19 protein-coding genes are annotated in these 20,309 nt (G+C 42.0%); 1 reads left to right on the top strand and 18 read right to left on the bottom strand.

The window, feature by feature from the left end; genetic code table 11:
* Positions 1–53 precede the first annotated feature (53 nt).
* The 14 genes from purD to T356_RS18020 all read right to left on the bottom strand — a co-directional run bounded on the left by purD (position 54) and on the right by T356_RS18020 (position 14,726).
* Entirely contained in the window at positions 54–1,331 is a 1,278-nt protein-coding gene (gene purD / locus T356_RS0101825; RefSeq protein ID WP_026513024.1) for a phosphoribosylamine--glycine ligase, read from the bottom strand.
* Complete coding sequence (gene purN, locus T356_RS0101820; RefSeq protein ID WP_026513023.1) at positions 1,328–1,975, bottom strand: phosphoribosylglycinamide formyltransferase; 648 nt, start codon at positions 1,973–1,975, stop codon at positions 1,328–1,330. The genes purD and purN overlap by 4 nt, the downstream gene beginning before the upstream one ends.
* Positions 1,972–2,997, bottom strand: a complete 1,026-nt coding sequence (gene purM / locus T356_RS0101815; protein ID WP_026513022.1) for a phosphoribosylformylglycinamidine cyclo-ligase — start codon at positions 2,995–2,997, stop codon at positions 1,972–1,974. Before purM ends, purN begins: the two co-directional genes overlap by 4 nt.
* Positions 2,998–3,049: 52 nt before the next feature.
* Positions 3,050–3,550, bottom strand: coding sequence for a 5-(carboxyamino)imidazole ribonucleotide mutase (gene purE, locus T356_RS0101810; protein WP_026513021.1), 501 nt, complete (start codon positions 3,548–3,550; stop codon positions 3,050–3,052).
* Positions 3,551–3,667: 117 nt separating this feature from the next.
* The gene (locus tag T356_RS0101805) at positions 3,668–5,767 is read right to left on the bottom strand and encodes an aminopeptidase (protein WP_051563082.1); all 2,100 of its coding nucleotides are present in this window, start codon (positions 5,765–5,767) and stop codon (positions 3,668–3,670) included.
* A 42-nt stretch (positions 5,768–5,809) separates the two neighbouring features.
* Positions 5,810–6,172, bottom strand: coding sequence for a DUF6142 family protein (locus tag T356_RS0101800; protein WP_035780187.1), 363 nt, complete (start codon positions 6,170–6,172; stop codon positions 5,810–5,812).
* A 23-nt stretch (positions 6,173–6,195) separates the two neighbouring features.
* On the bottom strand, positions 6,196–6,348 hold the full coding sequence (locus T356_RS21225; RefSeq protein ID WP_026513018.1) for a hypothetical protein: 153 nt from the start codon (positions 6,346–6,348) through the stop codon (positions 6,196–6,198).
* 42 nt (positions 6,349–6,390) lie between these two features.
* Complete coding sequence (pyrE, locus tag T356_RS0101790) at positions 6,391–7,074, bottom strand: orotate phosphoribosyltransferase (RefSeq protein ID WP_026513017.1); 684 nt, start codon at positions 7,072–7,074, stop codon at positions 6,391–6,393.
* A 115-nt stretch (positions 7,075–7,189) separates the two neighbouring features.
* Positions 7,190–8,056: a DMT family transporter gene (locus tag T356_RS0101785; RefSeq protein ID WP_026513016.1), complete on the bottom strand. Its 867-nt coding sequence runs from the start codon at positions 8,054–8,056 to the stop codon at positions 7,190–7,192.
* Positions 8,040–8,963, bottom strand: a complete 924-nt coding sequence (gene pyrF, locus T356_RS0101780; protein WP_026513015.1) for an orotidine-5'-phosphate decarboxylase — start codon at positions 8,961–8,963, stop codon at positions 8,040–8,042. Before pyrF ends, T356_RS0101785 begins: the two co-directional genes overlap by 17 nt.
* Before the next feature lie 4 nt (positions 8,964–8,967).
* Positions 8,968–9,747, bottom strand: a complete 780-nt coding sequence (locus T356_RS0101775; RefSeq protein ID WP_026513014.1) for a response regulator — start codon at positions 9,745–9,747, stop codon at positions 8,968–8,970.
* A 27-nt stretch (positions 9,748–9,774) separates the two neighbouring features.
* Entirely contained in the window at positions 9,775–12,624 is a 2,850-nt protein-coding gene (locus T356_RS20050) for a response regulator (RefSeq protein ID WP_051563080.1), read from the bottom strand.
* A 484-nt stretch (positions 12,625–13,108) separates the two neighbouring features.
* Positions 13,109–13,306: a hypothetical protein gene (locus tag T356_RS0101765; RefSeq protein ID WP_026513013.1), complete on the bottom strand. Its 198-nt coding sequence runs from the start codon at positions 13,304–13,306 to the stop codon at positions 13,109–13,111.
* Between the two features lie 16 nt (positions 13,307–13,322).
* A complete protein-coding gene (locus T356_RS18020; RefSeq protein ID WP_051563079.1) occupies positions 13,323–14,726 on the bottom strand; it encodes a cobyrinate a,c-diamide synthase in 1,404 nt (467 codons plus the stop codon).
* A 370-nt stretch (positions 14,727–15,096) separates the two neighbouring features.
* Here T356_RS18020 and T356_RS0101755 point away from each other — a divergent pair, with 370 nt between their 5' ends.
* On the top strand, positions 15,097–15,951 hold the full coding sequence (locus T356_RS0101755) for an aldo/keto reductase (protein ID WP_026513012.1): 855 nt from the start codon (positions 15,097–15,099) through the stop codon (positions 15,949–15,951).
* Between the two features lie 196 nt (positions 15,952–16,147).
* Here T356_RS0101755 and T356_RS0101750 read toward each other — a convergent pair whose 3' ends face one another.
* From T356_RS0101750 to cobJ, 4 genes are all read right to left on the bottom strand, one after another.
* Positions 16,148–16,426, bottom strand: a complete 279-nt coding sequence (locus T356_RS0101750; protein ID WP_026513011.1) for a hypothetical protein — start codon at positions 16,424–16,426, stop codon at positions 16,148–16,150.
* Between the two features lie 80 nt (positions 16,427–16,506).
* Complete coding sequence (locus T356_RS20990; RefSeq protein ID WP_155838944.1) at positions 16,507–16,695, bottom strand: hypothetical protein; 189 nt, start codon at positions 16,693–16,695, stop codon at positions 16,507–16,509.
* A 114-nt stretch (positions 16,696–16,809) separates the two neighbouring features.
* Positions 16,810–19,494, bottom strand: coding sequence for a precorrin-6Y C5,15-methyltransferase (decarboxylating) subunit CbiT (gene cbiT / locus T356_RS0101745; RefSeq protein WP_026513010.1), 2,685 nt, complete (start codon positions 19,492–19,494; stop codon positions 16,810–16,812).
* Positions 19,484–20,263 carry a precorrin-3B C(17)-methyltransferase gene (cobJ, locus tag T356_RS21760; RefSeq protein WP_051563103.1) on the bottom strand — a complete coding sequence of 260 codons (780 nt, stop codon included), beginning with the start codon at positions 20,261–20,263 and terminating at the stop codon, positions 19,484–19,486. The genes cbiT and cobJ overlap by 11 nt, the downstream gene beginning before the upstream one ends.
* Between the last annotated feature and the right edge of the window lie 46 nt (positions 20,264–20,309).

The following is a 20,309-nucleotide window of genomic DNA, read 5'->3' as shown; positions in this document are numbered from 1 at the left end:
CTTTTCAACTTAGGATTTGTGCCATATACTGCAGGCACTTTTTGCAGGTTTTATTACTTTTTTGCTTCATCGATCGCTTTTCCTATATCATGACGCATATACTTGTTTTCGAAGCTTACCCATTCTGTAGCTTCATAGGCCTTAGTACGAGCCTCTTCCAATGTATCACCCTTTGCGGTGATACCAAGAACTCTTCCTCCGTTAGTAACAATTCCTTCCGGAGTCTTTTTTGTTCCCGCATGGAAACAATAATATCCATCCTTGCCCTTGAAATTATCCAGACCGGTTATAAGCTTACCTTTCTCATAACTTACCGGATATCCCTCGCTTGCAAGAACAACACATACGGCTGCCTTATCTTCAAATTCAAGATTGATCTCATCAAGCTTGCCGTCGATACATGCATTAAATACATCAATAATATCCGTCTTGAGTCTCGGGAGTACCACCTGCGCCTCAGGGTCTCCAAATCTTGCATTGTACTCAAGAACCTTAGGTCCGTCCGGTGTGAGCATAAGTCCGAAGAAGATTACTCCCTTGAACTCTCTTCCCTCACTTGCCATTGCTTCAACGGTTCTGCTGTAAATATTCTCACGGCAGAACTTGTCTACTTCTTCCGTGTAGAAAGGACTGGGTGAGAAATTGCCCATTCCCCCCGTATTGAGTCCAGTATCTCCGTCTCCCGCTCTCTTATGATCCTGAGCTGAGGACATGAGCTTTATTGTCTTTCCGTCTACAAAAGACAATACGGAAACTTCTCTTCCTGTCATAAATTCTTCGATTACCATGTGATTACCGGCATCTCCGAATTTCTTATCTTCCATGATCTCTTTTACGCCATCCTTAGCTTCCTCAAGGTTGTTGCAGATAAGAACACCCTTACCGAGTGCAAGTCCGTCAGCCTTAAGAACAATGGGAAATTTAGCTGTTTCGAGATACTTAAGAGCATCCCCGGCATTATCAAATGTTTCATAAGCCGCTGTAGGGATATTGTATTTCTTCATAAGGTCTTTTGAAAAAGCCTTACTTCCTTCAAGTATTGCAGCATTCATTCTGGGGCCGAATACTCTGAGTCCCTCAGCTTCAAATGCATCTACGATTCCTCCTACAAGAGGATCGTCCATTCCGATAACGGTAAGATCGATTTCTTTTTCTTTTGCAAAAGAAACAAGCTTATCAAATTCCATAGGTGTTATCGGCACACATTCAGCAAGTTCAGCAATTCCACCGTTTCCGGGAGCACAATATATCTTTGAAACCTGAGGACTTCTTGAAACAGCCTCAGCAATAGCATGTTCTCTTCCGCCTCCGCCAACAATTAAAACCTTCATGAAAAAATATTCTCCTCTTCGTATCCGTCAATAATTACTTTATGGTCTTCTACTCTTACTCTGCCGTTTGCTATCATATCAATCGCCATCGGCATGATCTTCCACTCTGCCTGCTCCATAATACGCTTCTGAAGCACTTCCGGAGTGTCATCCTGTCTTATCATAACAGGCTTCTGCAATATTATCGGTCCCGTATCAGTTCCCTCGTCAACAAAATGAACTGTAGCACCTGATACTCTTACGCCTCTCTTAAGCACCTGTTCATGCACCTTGAGTCCGTAAAAACCCGTACCGCAAAATGCCGGTATAAGTGAAGGATGGATATTGATTATCTTGTTGGGGAATGCCTTAACAACACATTCCGGAATAACAACAAGACATCCCGCCAGAACAATAAGATCCGGATTGGCATCCTGTAAGATCTTTAATAATGCTTTATTAAAATCATCTCTGTTTTCAAATTCCTTAGGGCTCTTAACCGCGTAAGGAATACCGGCTTTCTTTGCTCTCTCGATTGCATAAGCATTCGGATTATTGCTATATACAAGTGAGATCTCAGTATTTGTGATAGTACCGTTTGCGATACCATCAATTATAGCCTGCAAATTTGTTCCGCCACCGGAAACCATAACCGCTATCTTCATACGAGTTCTACACCCTTCTCGCCTGCAACTGCCTTACCTACCACCCAAGCCTTATCGCCTGCTGACTCAATAGCTTTCATTGCAGCATCAACATCACTCGGATCAACGGCAAGAACCATGCCAAGTCCCATATTATATGTGTTATACATCATCTGTTCTTCAATTCCGCCCTTTGTCTGCATAAGCTTGAAGATAGGGGGAATGTCATAGCTGTTCTTCTCGATCACAGCCTTGATTCCGTCAGGAAGCATTCTGGGCACATTCTCATAAAATCCGCCACCTGTGATATGGCTGCACCCCTTAACCTTAACACCTGCATTCTTGATTGCTTTCATCATCTTTACATAGATTCTTGTAGGTGTAAGAAGTGTCTCACCAAGAGTAGCACCGAGCTCATCATAATATGTCTCAAGGCTCTCTTTTGTCATATCGAATACTTTTCTTACAAGTGAAAATCCGTTACTGTGAACACCACTTGAAGCAACACCGATAAGTACGTCTCCGTCCTTTATTGAACTTCCGTCGATCATATCTTTTCTGTCTACAACGCCGACAGCAAATCCTGCAACGTCATACTCATCCTCGGGCATAAGTCCGGGATGCTCGGCTGTCTCTCCGCCGATAAGTGCAGCATCAGACTGCTTACAACCTTCGGCAACACCCTTAACGATTGCAGCGATCTTCTCGGGAATATTCTTGCCACATGCAATATAATCAAGGAAAAACAGCGGTTCACCGCCTGCACATGCAACGTCGTTTACACACATTGCAACAGCATCAATTCCGATAGTATCATGCTTGTCAAGAAGGAACGCAAGCTTAATCTTTGTTCCGACTCCGTCTGTTCCGGACAAAAGAACCGGATCTTCCATGTCTTTTATCTTACTGAGTGAAAATGCACCCGAAAAGCCACCGAGTCCTCCAAGTACTTCCGGTCTCATTGTCTCTTTAACATAACCTTTTATAAGTTCAACAGACTTATATCCTGCTTCGATATCAACGCCAGCCTTTTTGTAATCCAATGCCATAATATTTTAACTCCTCGCATTTCGCCTATTTATATTCAATAACCGATCAATAGTTCTTGTATCCGACTTCCTGAAGTCTTGCATCCTTGGCAACAACTCCGTCCTTAAGTGAAGAAGTGTACTTCTTAAGTTTCTCAAGAAGCTTCTCATCACCTGTTGCCAAAATCTTTGCTGCAAGTATACCTGCATTTGCTCCACCATTGATAGCAACTGTAGCAACAGGAATACCGGTAGGCATCTGAACTATACTATATAAAGAATCACGGCCTCCCAAAGAAGTTGTGTGCATAGGGATTCCTATAACGGGCATAGGGAATATCGCAGCGCACATTCCGGGAAGATGTGCCGCCATTCCTGCTCCGGCGATAATTACTTTAAATCCCTTTTCTTCTGCAGTCTTCGCATATTCAAAAAACTCATCGGGCTCTCTATGAGCGGATATAATTCTCATATCATATTCAATCCCGAGCTCCTCAAGAATATCTGCAGCTTTTGCCATAACAGGCATATCTGAATCACTGCCCATTACTATTCCAACTTTTGCCATGTTTTCCTCCATTTTTCTGCTTCAACATTTAGCCACTTGTATCATAGCACAACACAATATATTGTGCCACTTTTTTATTCAACCAATGGTTTTTTTTCTTACAACCTATGGTTTATTTTATTCATCCAGAGGCTTATTTAACTCTTCCGTGCCGGGAAGCACGAATCTGCCGTTTTCTATGATAGTTACGCCGGTTCCGTCCTCTCTTACGGCTTTTATCTCGCCGAGCTCGTCGTAAGGAATCGTTATATCTGTATGGCAGCTGAAATATGCCTTATCCGGATCTGTTTTACGCTTTGCGGAAATCTCATTTTCTTTTGCAATGATCTTCTTTCCGTCAAAATTAAATGTGTCGTTATCCTCTTCATAGGAATAACATGTGTCACCCACCGCAAAATGCGGTCCTGTCTTCTCTGCGATCAATATCTCAAGCTTGTCTGCGATACCAAACTTCCTCGCAAACATGTAAGCTGTGGTATTTGTGCCGATCGCAAACTCGCCAATGGGCAGAGTATCGTGGTTGTACATGATATTTTCTTTTATATATTTTTTGTTGTCTTCTTCAATTATAAAATTTGAACAATTGTAATCTTCGATACATCCGTCCTTAAATTTAATCTCTAAATCTTTAAAGTAAAGCCCCTTGAGATAAACGCCCGTAACGTGCAGTATTCCTGACGTTCCGGCAAGTACGGGTGATGTAAACACTTCTCCGACGGGAATATTTACATCCGCAACACAGTTCTCAAAATTTGTCTCCTTCTCTTTGTCTTTTATCTCATGAAGCATAACCTTGATATCCGTGTGATTATCGCCCATTCCCCTGACTGTCACGTACTTTGCTTCATCAAGCGCATCGATTATCTTCTTCTGTATATTCTGATAGAGATTATAATCAAGAGTATTTATCCTGACAGTCTCATCAAAGATTTCTTCATAGCGGTCACCGATATTCGGCACAGGGAAAGAAATGATAGTAAAGCTTCTCTCTTTTCCTATAATATATTCGTTCTGAATAAGCGAAGCCCTGATCTTGAAATCACTAAGTAGCTTACTCTGCTCGTCATTAAGATGAACCGCTTCCTTCTTCTGTTCGGGTGAAAAAGGTACATCGCCGAATCCGTCAAGCACAGCGGGACCGCCGTATAACTTGGCTTCTTTCTTATATTTTTCTCCCGCAGCTCTGACTGCTTCAAGTCTTCTGTTAACAAGAGCTGCATCAAGGAATAAACCATCGTCATCCTTGTGATCGTAATCAAACTGCTTGTTGGGAATCGCACCGTGACATCCGGCCCTTCTTGCACTTCCTGCTGTGTAGAAAGTGCTCATGACGGAACGAAAGATTCCGGATTTAAGTCCAATCTTTTCAAAATTGGCAACAGCCTTTCTGATGATTCTCTCAAATCCCAAAATATAAATTACAGATGCAGTACTTTTAATGCTGATATCCTTGCCTGTTACGGCAAATCCGATACGATAACCTTCAGTGAAAGTATCGGCTATCTTGGTAATCTCTTCTTCCGACATCTTCATGAGATGTTCTGCTGTCTTTATCTCATTGTCCGTTACATACTCACCGAATTTGTACAGGTAACGTATGTCACTCAGATCACTGTTCATTATAATATTCCTGAAATAATCATCCTCAGGATCGACCATCTGTGCAAATCTGAGCATCTTCTCTTCCTCAGCATAATCGCTGTAGAACCAGTACATGATCTGTCTGATGCTCTCATATTCAGGAAGTTTTCCTTCTTCCGAAGCCTGCAAAAAAGCTCCGTATACTTCAAGAAACATTTCTACCCTGATCAAAATCTCATACTTCTGAAGCTCAAAAGCATTTGTGATCATTGATCGAAGTTCAAAATACAATGCCGATAAAATCTTGCCGAATTCATCTCCGAGCTTACCGCATGCATATGCAGGATTTCCATAACTTCTGTCATAGTTCTCGGGAAGAATGTCGCTGTAGAGTTTCTTATTTCTATCCTGAAGCTCCTTAAGAGTATCCGCATCTTTCCCGCCGTTTTCGGACCATTTATAGGTCTCGTCTATCATAAGAATAAAATCTCTGACTGTGTGAAAATAGTCATCAAACTCTTTATTCTCTATATGCTCATCGGAAATCTCCGTCACCCTCTCAATTGCAAGAGAGTATCTCTCATCGGTAACATCATTTCCAACGCTAAATTCAAATACTGATTCATTTTCAGTCATTTCCGTTTTCCTTTCGCTCCCGCTGTTCTTTCCCGCTTATGATCACATAAAGCCGAGAACCAAAATAAAAATAATAAAAAGAACTGCAATCAGGTTAAGTATAATTCCAAGATTCGGGAACAACTTAAATATATCTTTTTCCATTCGGGACATGATTCCAAGAGTGAGTCCCAAACATGAAAATATCGCCGCAACAAATGCCGCTGCGGCGTATCTCATAAGAGCCTGCCCCCCGTTCCTGTATGAAAAGAGTACTGCCGTCACCAGCGATACATCTGACAGGATTCCGAGTATGGTAGACATTATTCCTTTTTCAGGATGTCTGTTGTCAGTAAAGACGTACTTTTCCCTGACTAGACTAAGCTTATTTAGAATATTGATCTTTTTTAAATTGAATTTCTTCATGCCTTCCAGTCGTTTTCTAAATATCAGATAATTACATTCTTTCGGCTGCCTAGAAGCTTTGCTCCGCATACTATAAGCAATATTCCGGCAGTTATCCCCACTACAAGTGAAACCACTCCCAATGCTATATTCATAGCGCCCGTGCCTCCAAGCACCTTGTATGTATGTTCTTCCATATAATGTACCTCCATAGGCGGTTTCACCGCTGCAGTCTGTTATCAGTCTTTCTTAGCGCCGTATTCAGCGTAATACTCGTCAATTGCCTTCTTGATATCTTTTGTAAGAAGGATCTCTCCGTCGATTGGTCTGTTGTAAAGATAACTTACAACATCATCCATAGTAACAATTGAATGTGCGCTGAAGCCATATCTCTCTTTGATCTCGTCAAGAGCACTCATGTCGCTGTCCTGACCTTTTTCCTGCCTGTTCAAAGATACCATAAGTCCAACGATATCACAATCAGCCTGAGTCTGAATGATCGGAACTGTCTCTTCGATAGACTTTCCGGATGTTGTAACATCTTCGATTATAAGAACTCTGTCTCCGTCACGAAGCTTTGTTCCCAAAAGAATTCCCTTATCACCGTGATCCTTTACTTCTTTTCTGTTGGAACAATATCTGATCTCTCTTCCGTAAAGCTCGCTGATTGCCATACTTGTTGCAACAGTAAGCGGAATTCCCTTATATGCAGGTCCAAAAAGGACATCAAATTCAAGTCCGAATGTATCATGAATTGCTCTCGCATAGTAGTTACCGAGCTTTTTAAGCTGTGAACCGGTAACATATGCTCCCGCATTCATAAAAAAAGGAGATTTACGACCACTCTTCAGAGTAAACTCTCCAAACTTAAGGACATTGCTGTCTACCATAAATTCAATGAACTCTTCCTTATATCTCTCCATAACTCATAAACTCCTTTGGTTATATTGTCTTTATATATAATGTCGAAACGTATTCGTTTCCTCTGAGAAAGTATTATAGCATCTTACATTAATATCTACAATTAATATATTCACTTCATTTTTCTTCATTTCTCTTAAGCCATCTGACCACCGAAACGCCTATTATTATGACATATCCGATTATGCTCAGCAAAACCGGAGTCTCAGAAAACGCCACAATACCGATAAGCGCGGCAAATATAACCTGTGTGTAGTCAAATACCGACAGATCTTTTGCCGGAGCAAAGCGATACGCCGAAGTAATCGAAAACTGTCCGAGCGAAGCGGATACTCCCGCCATAAGCAGACTTATCAGCTGCCACTTTGTCATGGGATGATAGTCAAATACTATAAACGGAAGCGTTACAAGGCATGAAAAAGTTGAAAACGCAAAAACAATAGTCGGTGTCTCTGCACCTTTTTTGCTTGCTCTTCTAACAAACACGTATGCCGTTCCCGCACCGAATCCTCCGTAAAAAGCAACGAGAGCCGGAAACATCTCGGAAACAATACCTGTCGGTCTTATGATAAAAAGAGCTCCGATAAATGCGATCAAAGTTGATATGGCATCCACCTTTGACGGAACTTCTTTTAACAGCGGTATTGAGAGCACTATGGCAAAAAACGGCGCTAGCTTGTTTAGCATGTTTGCGTCCGCTATCCCAAGTTTTCCTATTGCATAAAAATTTGCGATAACACCTGACGTGCCAAATAGGCACCTAAAGAAAATATCAAGTCTGTAGCTTTTCTCAATTTTAAAGCCAATGCCCGATCTTACCAGAGCGATAGACGCGATGAACATTGCCACCAAATTTCTGAAAAAACTCTTTTGCATTACGGGCACGTCTCCGGCTGCACGTACAAACGCCGTCATAAGTGCAAAGCCGAAAGCCGCTGCCAATATGCAAATTATTCCTTTTGTTCTGTTACTGAACGAGCGCACCTGCGATGTCCGCCTTCATATCAAGGACTGCCGCCCTTGCAGCTTCTCCAACCTTCCCGTCACTAAACTGCTTGTAATTGTCGCTCTTCCATGCTGCTATGATTCCTCTCGAAGAATTTACGATTGCTCCGAGTCCGTCTTTATTAAAGAAGTTAACAAGGTCTTTTCCCTTACCGCCCTGTGCTCCGTATCCGGGAACAAGGATGTAATTGTGAGGCATGATCTCTCTGAGCACCTTGCCCATCTCGGGATATGTTGCTCCGACTACGGCACCCACATTGCTGTATGAACCGTCTGTCGACTCTTCGCCCCACTCTCTTATCTTAGCGCCTACTATCTCATAGAGAGGCTTTCCGTCGATAATTCTGTCCTGGAACTCTCCGCTTGAAGGATTTGATGTCTTTGCAAGAACGAAGATTCCCTTGTCTTCCTTATTACAAATATCTATGAAAGGCTTAACACCGTCAGATCCAAGATAAGGATTAACAGTTACAAAATCTTCATCAAAGCCTTTAAATACTTTGTCTCCAACCTTAACACCGCCAAGATGTCCAACTGCGTAAGACTGTGCTGTAGAACCGATATCGCCTCTCTTGATATCTCCGATAACGATAAGTCCTTTTTCCTTACAGTAATCTACTGTCTTCTTAAATGCGATGAGACCGGGAATACCAATCTCCTCGTACATTGCAATCTGTGGCTTTACTGCAGGAACCACATCATATATATTGTCAATGATTTCTTTGTTAAACTGCCAGAACGCCTCTGCAACTCCGTCAAGATTCTCACCCTTTTCTTCAAAGCATCTTTTCTTTATTGCATCAGGTACAAAATCAAGCTTGGGATCGAGTCCCACTACAATAGGCGCACCTGTGTTTACAATCTTGTCGATCAATTTTGAAATCATATAACTATTCCTTCCTCGCTTTTTTCATAGATTTAATAATAAAAAACTCATCAATCGCATTGGTAAGTTTTTCTTTCGGCATTGATTTAAGGAGATATTTTTCGGGTTTAAGTCCAACCACCTTCATAACGCTCTCCTTGTCATCTTTAGCGGTAAGGAAAATAACAGGAATATCCTTGTATGCAGGAGTGTTTCTTATTTCCTTCAAAACCGTTGCCCCGTCCATTCCCGGCATTTCATAATCAAGAAGTACAAGATCTATAGGATTTTTCGCCAAAAAAGACAGAGCAATCTTTCCCGAGCTTGCCATATATACATGATACTTCACCGACAGCCAGGTTCTCATCATTCTGAGCATAGTTCCGTCATCATCTATTATGAGGATTTTCTTTTTCAGCTCATCATCAATCTCGCTGTATTCCACAACAGAATTGAGATTTTCCGTAATCAGCTTAACATCGAGAGGTCTGAGATACATTTCCTGAACTTTTTCCTTGGCAATATAATTGATCGCCAGATCAAGTTCCTCTTTATTCCCAATGATATAAAGCAAAAAACGTTCGCTGTCTATCGCATCATTAAGATATTCAAGCAGCTCATGGTCAGACTCCGCCAGATCACCCATGTACAAAAGATAGATATTGGGCCGGTTCTCCATGTCCTCAATATCCTCCCGTTCGGGTTCTGTCATTAAAACTCCGTATCCTTCCTTCTCGAGCCCCTTCTCTATGGCATTAACCATAAAGCTTTTTCCATGGCCTATTAAGAGTACGCGTTTTTCCATATCATGCCCTTCCGCTTTGCGCTATTACTACAATATATTCAATAGTCCGTCTCTGTCAACTGCCGCCATAAGTCTTTTTACATCTCTGTACTTATCCTTATATTTCTCAGGAATACTATATTCTTCAAGCATGTTCATTATGTCATCGGCACTATCAAAATATGACGCCGAAACAAATTCTTTTATCGCAGAAAAAGCATCTTTAAGTTCATCTTCCGGTATGACCGGCTTATCCTGATCGTCCTCTTCTTCGCCCGCGATACCGGCCAGTTTGTCAATGTAACTTCTGTACATTTCAAGAAGCTTAGGCGTCTGCGCCTCGATCTCGATCAGATTTTCTTTTTCCGCACAATCCTCAAGATATTCCGCAAGTCGTGAGAGTTCTTTTGCTCCTATCGCCATCGCGGAGCTCTTAAGCCCGTGTACATATATCCTGTAATTTTTGATATCTTCATCCGCAGTTTTTTCAATAAGATCAGCTTTTTCTTTTATTGAAATCCTGAAATCCTTGATAACATCAACAACCGCTTCGGGCGAACCGCACCTTGCTATAGCCGTCTTAACGTCAATCCCCTGCACTTGCCCAAGCCTTGATTCTATATCATCTTCTTTCTTTTTATCCTCATTACCGGCTTCAACAAAATCGCTGTCTCCCGGAAGTGAAACTTTATATGAAGGAAGATAGCTGAGTATCATTTCCTCCAATTTACCCGGCGAAACAGGTTTTGATAAGTAATTCGTAAATCCTTCTCTGAAATACATTTCTCTCGATCCCGAAATGACATTTGCCGTAAGTGCCACAATCGGAGTCTTCTTATTCATATTGTTATTCTGCCCCTTCATCATATGAAGAGTCTGAACGCCGTCAAGTTCAGGCATTCTGTGATCAAGGAAAATAATATCATATTTATTGGCGGCAACCAGTTCAAGAGCTTTTCTTCCGCTGAGCGCCGTATCGACAGTAATAAGTGTTTTTTTTAGCAGTCCCTGTATCACGGCAAGATTCGTGCTCACATCATCGACAACAAGAATCTTGGCTTTAGGTGCATGGAAGCTTTCTTTATACTGCTTCATGTCAACCTTGCTGTGACTGTAGTTCTTGCTAAAGTCTCCGACAGGCTCTCTGTTGATCACGGTCTGTATCACTTCAAAAGAGAACTCCGAGCCGTTTCCGTATTCACTCTTTACATTGAGCTTTGCCCCCATAAGTCCCAAAAGATTTGTGACTATGCTTATTCCAAGTCCTGTGCCTTCAATCGTTCTGTTTCTCATTTCATCAACTCTCTCGAAGGCATGCGTAAGTTTTTCAATATTTTCCTCTTTTATCCCTATTCCGGTGTCGATTATCCGCACACCAAGGACTATCTTCTCGCTAAAGTCATTACTGTTTATCTCAGGCTCATAATCCTCTTTATATATGACCATTGTGACCGTTCCGGTATCGGTATATTTCACCGCGTTTGTAAGAAGATTCATTATACACTGCTTTATTCTCGTCTCATCGCCAAACAACACATGCGGTATATCTTCCGCAATATTTGCGACAAACTCAAGCCCCTTCTCATAGGTCTTTACATCGATCATATTGATGACATCGTTTAACATCGAACAGACATCGTACTCTACAGGCAGTATCTCCATCTTTCCCGCTTCAATCTTGGAGAAATCAAGTATGTCATTTATAAGTGCCAAAAGAGTTTTTCCCGAATTCTGAATATCTGTGGCATAGCTTAAGATATTCGCATCATTACATTCCCTGAGTATCAATTCATCAAAACCTAGTACAGCATTTATAGGTGTCCTTATCTCATGAGACATATTTGAAAGAAATCGCGACTTGGCTTCATTGGCACTCTTTTCCACTCTGAGCTGATCCTCAATATGCTGTCTGCTCTTCACAAGTTCAATGTATTCCATGAATCTGTAAAAAGTAAGATCGATAGCATGATACAGATCCTCTATCTCATCGTTGGTATCTATCCTAAGTCTATGAACCCCCTCTACGCTTGCATTTATATCCGTGTCCTGGGAATTGTAAATATCGGTAACGGCATTCGACAAAATCCTTATAGGCTCTGCAATCCTGTACTGCGCATAGTTATTAACAAAAATCGCCATCGGAGTAATTATGATCGATATGAGCATCGCCATCTCTATTCCGCCGCGTAATGTCATATCCGCGTACAGCTCTCTCGCTGCAATCTCAGCAATAATTCCAAGCACTATTGCCTCAAAAACTATCACCTGCATTACAACGCTTCCGATTTTGGACTTACCTTCAACAACATATCTGTCGTCCTCATCAAGTTTTGTGGTGTCCACATAGTACAGTCCGCTTCCTAATTGTAATTTGATATCATCCGGCAATTTTTTAAAAAGAATATATACGAAAAAACAGGTAAACAGACATCCGGGGGCTTCTCTAAAAAACAGCGGAATAAGCTTCCCAGTGTCAAATCCGGCCAAACCAATGTCATTAAGCACAAGCTTACAAAATCCCCACAAGTCGCCCAAAATAAATTGCAAGATCATAGAAGCAAGTATTACTTTAAAAAATTTTTTGAAAAAACCGGTTCTGGTAAGAACATTCATAGCACAAGCGATCAGAAGATATGCAAAAGCATGATACATGATCGATCCTTGCAAAAAAGAACCAAAGATAAAAATCAGAACAAGACTCAGCATTCCGGGGATAATACCACAAAGTGCCGTAACAAGCATGATTGGGATATACTTAACAGTTCTTAATATGGAATCCGGTCCTACGTTCCCTAAAATATCGGCCAAAATCAAAGTAAGGGCAGATGCTACAAGTACAAGCACCAGATCAACCTGGTTTCTTTTGGTAAAAAAAACAAAATACTTACTTTTTCTCATAGGCTCACCTGTAAGCTTCGTTACGTGTAAATGCAAATAGAAACATTATGGATAGCCAAGGGACAACTCCGTGCCAGCGAAGGCGTATATATATTTTTTGCTCCGATTGTGCCGGGAACTGCGATAAGCCCAGGGCAGTCATAATTACATGCATAGGCATGAAATTATGACTTGGGCTCATCTCCGTGGCACAAAATCGCAAAAAATATATATACGCCTTCGCTGGCACGGAGTTGGTTCTTTGGCTTCTCATCTATGTAATGATTATTGATTATGCATATACGATGCACAATATAAATCAACGTGTTGTGTACGTTAATACGTATTCATTTTATCATATTCCTATAACTGAAAGACATATTAAAAAGAATATCTTTATTTTAATTCTATGATATAAAAAAATGGTATTGTCTGCACATTAACAAGGTATCCGTCATATGCTAACAACACCATACTTTTTCAATAACCGGCATCACTCACATTCTTATTCTGCAATGTGTAGTGCCCAATAATTGTTTTTATGATTTATGATGACAGGTGCGGATGCAAAAGCTTCGTCGCCGACGTAGCATCTGTCTTTTTCTTTATCAAATGTATATTTTCTTCCCTCTGAATCGTGCTCGTTAATATATTCAAGCGCCTGTTCAAGAGTTTCGTCGTTTTTGCAAAGATGTATGTTCATTTGGAAACTTTTCCTCTCACAGTTCATTTTTTTGTGAACGAACTACCAGCATGCTTGCTGCAAATCTTTCTATAAAAGAATTGCATGAAGGGTAATAAAGATGCGGGAATCCCGCAAAGAGATTACCTTTTATCTGAATTCCTTCCCAGGAACGGTTCTGCGTGCCCTTGGTTATAATGCAGGTATCTCCGTTATTCGTCGTGTCATAATAGTGGAACTCGTGTCCGTTTATGCATTCAAACGGCTTAAGATATGTATTATCTTTTGCAGCCGCGATCGTCACATATCCAAATCTTGTCAATTTGCCGGTCATAAATGCCTTGCCGGGAATCGCTCCTACCATCTTATAGGTATTACCGTCTTTATCCTCAATTTCTTCCTGAAGATACATGAATCCGCCGCATTCCGCAATAATAGGGACATTGTTATCGGTAGCTTTTTTTATATCTTCGAGCATTGAAGTATTGGAAGACAGCTCTTTTGCATAAAGCTCCGGATAACCGCCTCCAAAAATATAACCGTCCGCGTCAGGAAGCTTTTTATCATGAAGAGGAGAAAAGAACTCAAGCTCCAGCCCCATATCTCTCATAAGGTCAAAATTATCTTCATAATAGAAGCAAAAAGCCTCATCCTTTGCCACTGCAACCTTCAGCGGGCCACCCTCAGCAGGCTCTGCGCAGAGCGGAAGCGCGAAACTTGTCTGCAAAGTACGAAAGCCCTCCGCTTTTTCAGCGATATCAATGAGTTTGTCAAAATTAAGCGTTTCTTCAAGTTTATCAGCTACGGCATCTATCTTTTCAAGGAGATCCGGAATCTCATTCGGAAGTACGAGCCCCAGATGTCTGCTATCTATATTGGCATCCTTAATATGAGGGATATATCCTACAACCGGTATATGAACATCTTCCTCGATGCGTCTTGATATATCATCCGCGATCATCGGGGAGATATTATTGAGTATAATTCCCTTAATTGGATTGTTAATTCTACCGACATAATCGCAAAATCCCTGTACCATGGGAACTATGGACATACTCATCCCTTTTGCATTTACAACAAGTATAACAGGGGTTTCCGTTTCCTTACTGATATCATAGCTCGATCCATCGATTCCGGATGCGCTGATACCGTCATAGAAGCCCATTACACCTTCTATAACGCCAAAATTCCTGCCTTCGCTTCCTCTGTCGAGTGTACGGCGAATACCGTCTTTTCCTGCCATAAAGATATCAAGATTTCTTGAAGGTACATCCAAAACCGTTTTGTGAAAAATCGGATCTATATAATCAGGCCCGCACTTAAATACTGCAGGTTTGTAACCTTTTCTTTTAAGAATCCTCAGAAGAGCGCATGTGACCATTGTCTTGCCGCTGCCGCTTCCGGTTCCCGAAATCATTACTCTTGGAAAATAATTAGTCATAGATACCCCTTGTTGTAGTAGTGTTATGTATTTCTATAATACAACATAACCGTACTTTTGTAAGCGTTTTTTAAAATTTATTTTAACTCTGTTCATTAGTACACAACATTTTCACCTATATACTTTTAATTTGTTAATTATCACCAATTTTTCGTAAGGGTATCCAAAGTATCGGATTGTCACTAAAATGCTCTTACCAAACAGGCTTGTTTGCGACATTATTAAATTTCTTATTCAAGAATTATATGGTACTATTGTGTAAGTATGTAATCAGTGCCGCTGTCACCAAATAAGTCGAGTTATTTGGTGACAGAAGCACCGGAAAAAATGATTCAGATAAACATTTCTCTAAAAGAAAGAGGTATAACCAATGAATACACTCACGGACAGAATAAAGCTAAATAACGGAACAGCTATACCCTGCCTTGCTTTTGGCACATATAAGATAAAAGATCCCATAGAAGCTTACAACTCTGTAAAATCTGCTCTCGAGATTGGATATCGTCATATAGATACTGCTGCTTTTTATGAAAATGAAAAGCAGGTCGGACAGGCCATAAACGACTTTATCGCTACGGGTGCTGCTAAAAGGGATGATATTTTCGTAACCAGCAAAGTATGGAAGTCAGAACTTGGCTATGAAAAGACTCTTGCAGCTTTTGAAAAGACAATGAGCGAGATCGGTCTTGATTATCTTGACCTCTATCTTATTCATTGGCCCGCATCATATGCATTCGACGATGACTGGGAGAATACAAACAGAGAGACCTGGAGGGCTATGATCGAGATATACAAGTCAGGACGCGTCAAAGCAATCGGCGTTTCAAACTTTCTCACTCATCACCTCAAGGCACTCATGGAATTCGACATCATCCCTGCAGTTGACCAGATTGAGATAAATCCCGGTTTCCTGCAGAAAGATACAGTAGATTTTTGTCAGGAACACGGCATCCTCGTAGAAGCCTGGAGCCCGCTCGGAAGAGGCAAATCCCTCGAGCATCCGCTTCTCAAGGACCTTGCCGAAAAGTACGACCGCACCGTTGCCCAGATCATCCTTCGCTGGGAAATGCAGCACGGCGTCGTTCCGCTCCCCAAGTCCGTCAATCCCGAAAGAATCCGCTCAAATTCTGAGCTGTTTGACTTTGAGCTCTCGGAAGACGACATGGAGATGATCGATGAAATCGAACCTTACGGCAATTCAGGCCACTCACCGGATCAGGAGTGATTCGGTGTGCTTTGGTATGCTTTGACATGTTTTGACATGTTTGGCATGTTTCGATATGCTTTAGCATGCTTTGACATGTCTTGGCATGTTTTGGCAGAATCCGATGTAATTTTATATACATTTGTCTAATGCCTACTAACATGCTTACACCGCTTATAAAATTCCGCTACTAATCAAACATGATTTACTACCACTATTACGCATATAAAAATAGTGGCATTCTTAGTGTCTTTACCTCCTGTTGATATTCGAATTTCCCGCGTTCCAACAGGGTATTTTTGTCTAAACTCCCTGTTGATATTCTATTTTCAGCATTCCCAACAGGGCATTTTTGTCTAAACTCCCTGTTGATATTCTGATTTCTCACATTTCCAACAGGGCATTTTAGCCTAGCACCCCCTGTTGATATTCTATTTTCAGCATTCCCAACAGGGTATTTTTGTCTAAACCCCCTGTTGATATTCTGATTTCTCACATTTCCAACAGGGCATTTTAGCCTAGCGCCCCTGTTGATATTCTATTTCCCGCATTCCCAACAGAGTATTTTTGCCCTATCTACCTGTTAACATCCCTATTTTCTGCATTTCCAACAGGGTATTTCCGGCTAAACCACCTGTTGGTATTATGATTTCTTGCATATCCAACAGAATATTTTACGCCCAGGTTCCCTGTTGATATTCTATTTACCGCATTCCCAACAGGGTATTTTAGCCTAAACTCCCTGTTGATATTCTGATTTCTCATATTTCCAACAGTTTTTTAGCCTCAGTAATTCTGCTACCATTCTCAAATACATAATGGTAGCATTCTCAGCTCAGTGAACATCCCCCATATATTGCCCCTATATGTTCCCATAAATCATATACCGCTCACTGCCACTATATACACAGGATTGATCGCATCGGCCATATGATACTCTCCGACTTTCCTATACCTGTTCGCACTGACTTGCACAATATCAGGCTCCGCAAAATCTCCCTCTTTGATAACAGTAAGCACTTCAGTAAGCGTCTCGAGCGTGACGCAGTTTATCACGATTCGCACATTGGGATTCCTCTGTTTGAGAAGATCAATGATAGCCCGCATATTCCCGCCGCTTCCGCCAATGAAAGCATGCGTAGGCACAAGTAACTTTCCTTCAACACCAATATCAGAGCACTCGCTTGCTGAAGCAAAAATACCGGATTTCCCTGTTTCTTTAGGCGCTGCAATTTCCGATACTGCCATCTTGCCAAGCACCCCCGATGCTTCGCCCTTTATCACAGTAATGTTATCCGCGCAGAACTTCTCTTTGTTCTTCTTGATAAGCTCGGCCGCCTCATCGTTTCTCTCAATCGCGAAGACCTTGATATCAGGGTGCAAAAGAGCTGCTTCGACAGATACTGAACCTGTCCCCGCGCCAATGTCATAGAGCACGGAATCCGCGGAAAGTCCCAGCTTTCTGATAGATATAGCTCTTATCTCCTCTTTGGTCATCGGAGTCTTGCCCCTGATGAACTCATCGTCAGATATTCCTCTTATTACAGGCGTTTCGCCGACACGCTTATTTTCTATATACAACAGACATTTTCCTTTCTCATCAGGTGAAAAAATACTGTTCCCACAACTAACTATTCCATATTCACACATCTTCTTTTCAGATGCACTATCTCCAAACATTTCTTCTCCGGAAGCACATAAGTCATCACGCGTAATCTCAAGAATTTTCTCCGAAACCGTCCCAAGCTCATATCCGATCACTATCTTAAGATTTCCACATCCGGCAGAAACTTCATTATCCGCATCATCATTAAGACCTTCTGCATTCACTTCCAATGCATATTTTAAGCCAATCTGTTCTGCCGTTTTATTCTCGTAGTTCCTATCACAGATACTATCAGCAACATCAAATGCCAATCTCGCAATCTCGCCCGCGTGCGCACAGCTCGAAGGAAGAATGATAAGCTTCTTAGTTTCCGCAATATATCCCGCAACATTACACTCTCTTCCATGCGCACTCACTATACTGCAGTCTTCCAGCCCAAGACCCAATCTGTTTGCAAAAAGAGCTGCCGAAGAAATCCCTGATATCTTGCGCACTTTATACCCTGCACCTTCAAAAGCCTGCGTAGCATTCTTTGCGCCGCTGCAAAGGCTTATATCTCCCGAAAAAAGAGCCAACGGATTCTTGTACTTAAAAGCGGACTTATCAAAAATCACATTCTTATTTCCGTCACCGCTTACATCGCCTACATCACTTGCTTTACTTTCACTACTTTCTTCATGCACAACGACAGCCTCATCAAATCCACTTTTTTCCAAGTACTCAAGAATATCTTTTCCCATATAAAGCGGCACAAATTCAGCTCTGATCCTGCTCTTATCAACTCTCTCAAGAATACTCTTTGCTCCGAAGATCACATCCGCGCTCTCAAGTGCCACTTCAAGTTCTCTTGTATAATATCTCGCATCACCGGGGCCTATTCCGGCAAGTGTGATATGCCTACCGATATTTGTCTTGCCCCCTTTTGATACTCGACATTTTTTCTCATTCTCGCCGGATTCATTAACTCCAATACTGCTTATTTCATCATTCTCAACCTTAATTGATTCAATCCTCTGCTCATCAACTCCAAGTTTTTCCAACACTTCCGGCAGACTGTACCCTTTTGCAAATGCGCCCTCATCGCTTCCCGGACCGCCAGCTCTGCTCTCCGGGCTCTTTATCATGATGGCCTTAATCCCGCACTCTCTTGCCGCAAGGAGTTTCTCATCAAGTCCACCCGTAGCACCGCTCTCCTTAGTAAGAATAACCGCCGCTCCAATCTCTTTAATAAGCGCTACATTCATGTCTTTGGAAAAAGGCCCCTGCATAGCAATAATCTGCTTTCCGCGAAGCCCCGCATCTTCGCACTTTGTGATACTCTCGATATTCGGCAGAACTCTGGCGTACACCCTGCTCTTATCGGAAATCTCAGTCATAATCGCCTTCAGATTCTTACTTCCCGTCAAAAGAAGTATGTTGCCTTGTATCTTCTCAAGCTCCTTCGCCGCGCTCACGACAGAATCACAACTCAAAATCTTAATTCCGCCATTCTCCATATCAGCATGAAATCCATCTGAACCTGCATCACATAACGGCAATCGATTCAGGCCATTTATCTCAACTCCCGCTGTACGCACCACTTTTTCATCAAACCTTTTCTCACCGCCACATTCACTCGAAGCTATCTCCAAATAAGCCTTCGCCCCTGTATCTCTAAGAAGCCTTATATACTCAACTCCCGTCTTTTCACAGGCCTTCTTAATCTCAGCAGAAACAAGCGTCGCAAAAGGATGTGTCGCATCAACGCAAACCGTAAAGCCCCCGGAAACCATAAGCTCTGCCATCTCATCCGAGTTCTTTCTTCCGACAATGACATTTTTCTCTCCAAAAGAGTCCTCAATTTCCTTGCCATAATCAGTCGCAACGCTCACCAAATGCTCTATACCTGCTGCAGAAAGCGCAGCCGCAAGTTCCCTTCCTTCAGTTGTTCCTCCGAAAATAAGAACCTTATCTCTCACTTCTGTATCCTCTTAAAGTAACCATGTGCTCTGTAATATTTCTAGTAGAAGAATTTCCGATAAATATCGTCGAAAACATATCCACCTCAGCACCTTTTAATTCACCCAAAGTCATAACCTTACAGTATTCGCCATCTCTTCCGATGTTTCCTGCAATTCCGCAAACCCGCTCGGGTGGCAGATTCTCCATCAGAATCTCGCAGGCATGGGCAAGATACCCTTTCCTCCCCTTACTCTGAGGATTGTAGATCACGATCACCATATCCGCCAAAGCCGCAGCACGAAGCCTCTTCTCGATCAGTTCCATCGGCGTAAGCCTGTCGCTCATACTTATCAGGCAAAAATCATGTATAAGCGGGGCCCCAAGAAGTGCCGCTCCGCTGATTGCCGCCGTAACGCCCGGAACAACTTCCGTATCAACGTTATCGAAATTAACCGCCTCTTCATAGCAAAGCCCGGCCATTCCGTAAACTCCTGCATCTCCGCTACATACAAGCGCTACCTTAAATCCTTCCGCCGCCTTCTCGTAAGCAAGTCTGACTCTCTTTTCCTCACCCATCATTGGCGTTGAGATATATTCTTTATCAGGAAAAAAAGGTCTGACAAGATCGCAGTACACAGTATATCCTGCGATTACATCGCACGCCTTAAGCGTCTCTGCCGCCTTAACCGTCATATTCTCATAATTTCCGGGTCCTATTCCGACAACCGAGACTTTTCCACAACTTCTATCACTTACAGTCTCTCCGCCAACGCATGCAAAATCCATATCAACACTCTCTGCGCTTCCGTCACACTCCGTGCCCTGAGACGTT

This window comes from Butyrivibrio sp. LB2008 (assembly GCF_000621565.1).
Classification (GTDB): Bacteria; Bacillota; Clostridia; order Lachnospirales; family Lachnospiraceae; genus Butyrivibrio.
The sequence above is the reverse complement of the archived record's forward strand: the minus strand, read 5'-3'. Positions and strand labels throughout refer to the sequence as shown.

Excerpts from the sequence above, each read along its gene's own strand:
- T356_RS0101755 (WP_026513012.1), top strand. The coding sequence starts at position 15,097 with ATGAATACACTCACGGACAGAATAAAGCTAAATAACGGAACAGCTATA.
- T356_RS0101775 (WP_026513014.1), bottom strand. The coding sequence starts at position 9,747 with ATGGAAAAACGCGTACTCTTAATAGGCCATGGAAAAAGCTTTATGGTT.
- T356_RS0101805 (WP_051563082.1), bottom strand. The coding sequence starts at position 5,767 with ATGACTGAAAATGAATCAGTATTTGAATTTAGCGTTGGAAATGATGTT.
- T356_RS21225 (WP_026513018.1), bottom strand. The coding sequence starts at position 6,348 with ATGGAAGAACATACATACAAGGTGCTTGGAGGCACGGGCGCTATGAAT.
- pyrF (WP_026513015.1), bottom strand. The coding sequence starts at position 8,963 with ATGATTTCAAAATTGATCGACAAGATTGTAAACACAGGTGCGCCTATT.
- T356_RS0101765 (WP_026513013.1), bottom strand. The coding sequence starts at position 13,306 with ATGAACATACATCTTTGCAAAAACGACGAAACTCTTGAACAGGCGCTT.
- T356_RS20990 (WP_155838944.1), bottom strand. The coding sequence starts at position 16,695 with ATGAGAAATCAGAATATCAACAGGGAGTTTAGGCTAAAATACCCTGTT.
- T356_RS0101800 (WP_035780187.1), bottom strand. The coding sequence starts at position 6,172 with ATGAAGAAATTCAATTTAAAAAAGATCAATATTCTAAATAAGCTTAGT.
- purD (WP_026513024.1), bottom strand. The coding sequence starts at position 1,331 with ATGAAGGTTTTAATTGTTGGCGGAGGCGGAAGAGAACATGCTATTGCT.
- T356_RS20050 (WP_051563080.1), bottom strand. The coding sequence starts at position 12,624 with ATGAGAAAAAGTAAGTATTTTGTTTTTTTTACCAAAAGAAACCAGGTT.
- purE (WP_026513021.1), bottom strand. The coding sequence starts at position 3,550 with ATGGCAAAAGTTGGAATAGTAATGGGCAGTGATTCAGATATGCCTGTT.
- purN (WP_026513023.1), bottom strand. The coding sequence starts at position 1,975 with ATGAAGATAGCGGTTATGGTTTCCGGTGGCGGAACAAATTTGCAGGCT.
- cobJ (WP_051563103.1), bottom strand. The coding sequence starts at position 20,263 with ATGGATTTTGCATGCGTTGGCGGAGAGACTGTAAGTGATAGAAGTTGT.
- pyrE (WP_026513017.1), bottom strand. The coding sequence starts at position 7,074 with ATGGAGAGATATAAGGAAGAGTTCATTGAATTTATGGTAGACAGCAAT.
- T356_RS18020 (WP_051563079.1), bottom strand. The coding sequence starts at position 14,726 with ATGACTAATTATTTTCCAAGAGTAATGATTTCGGGAACCGGAAGCGGC.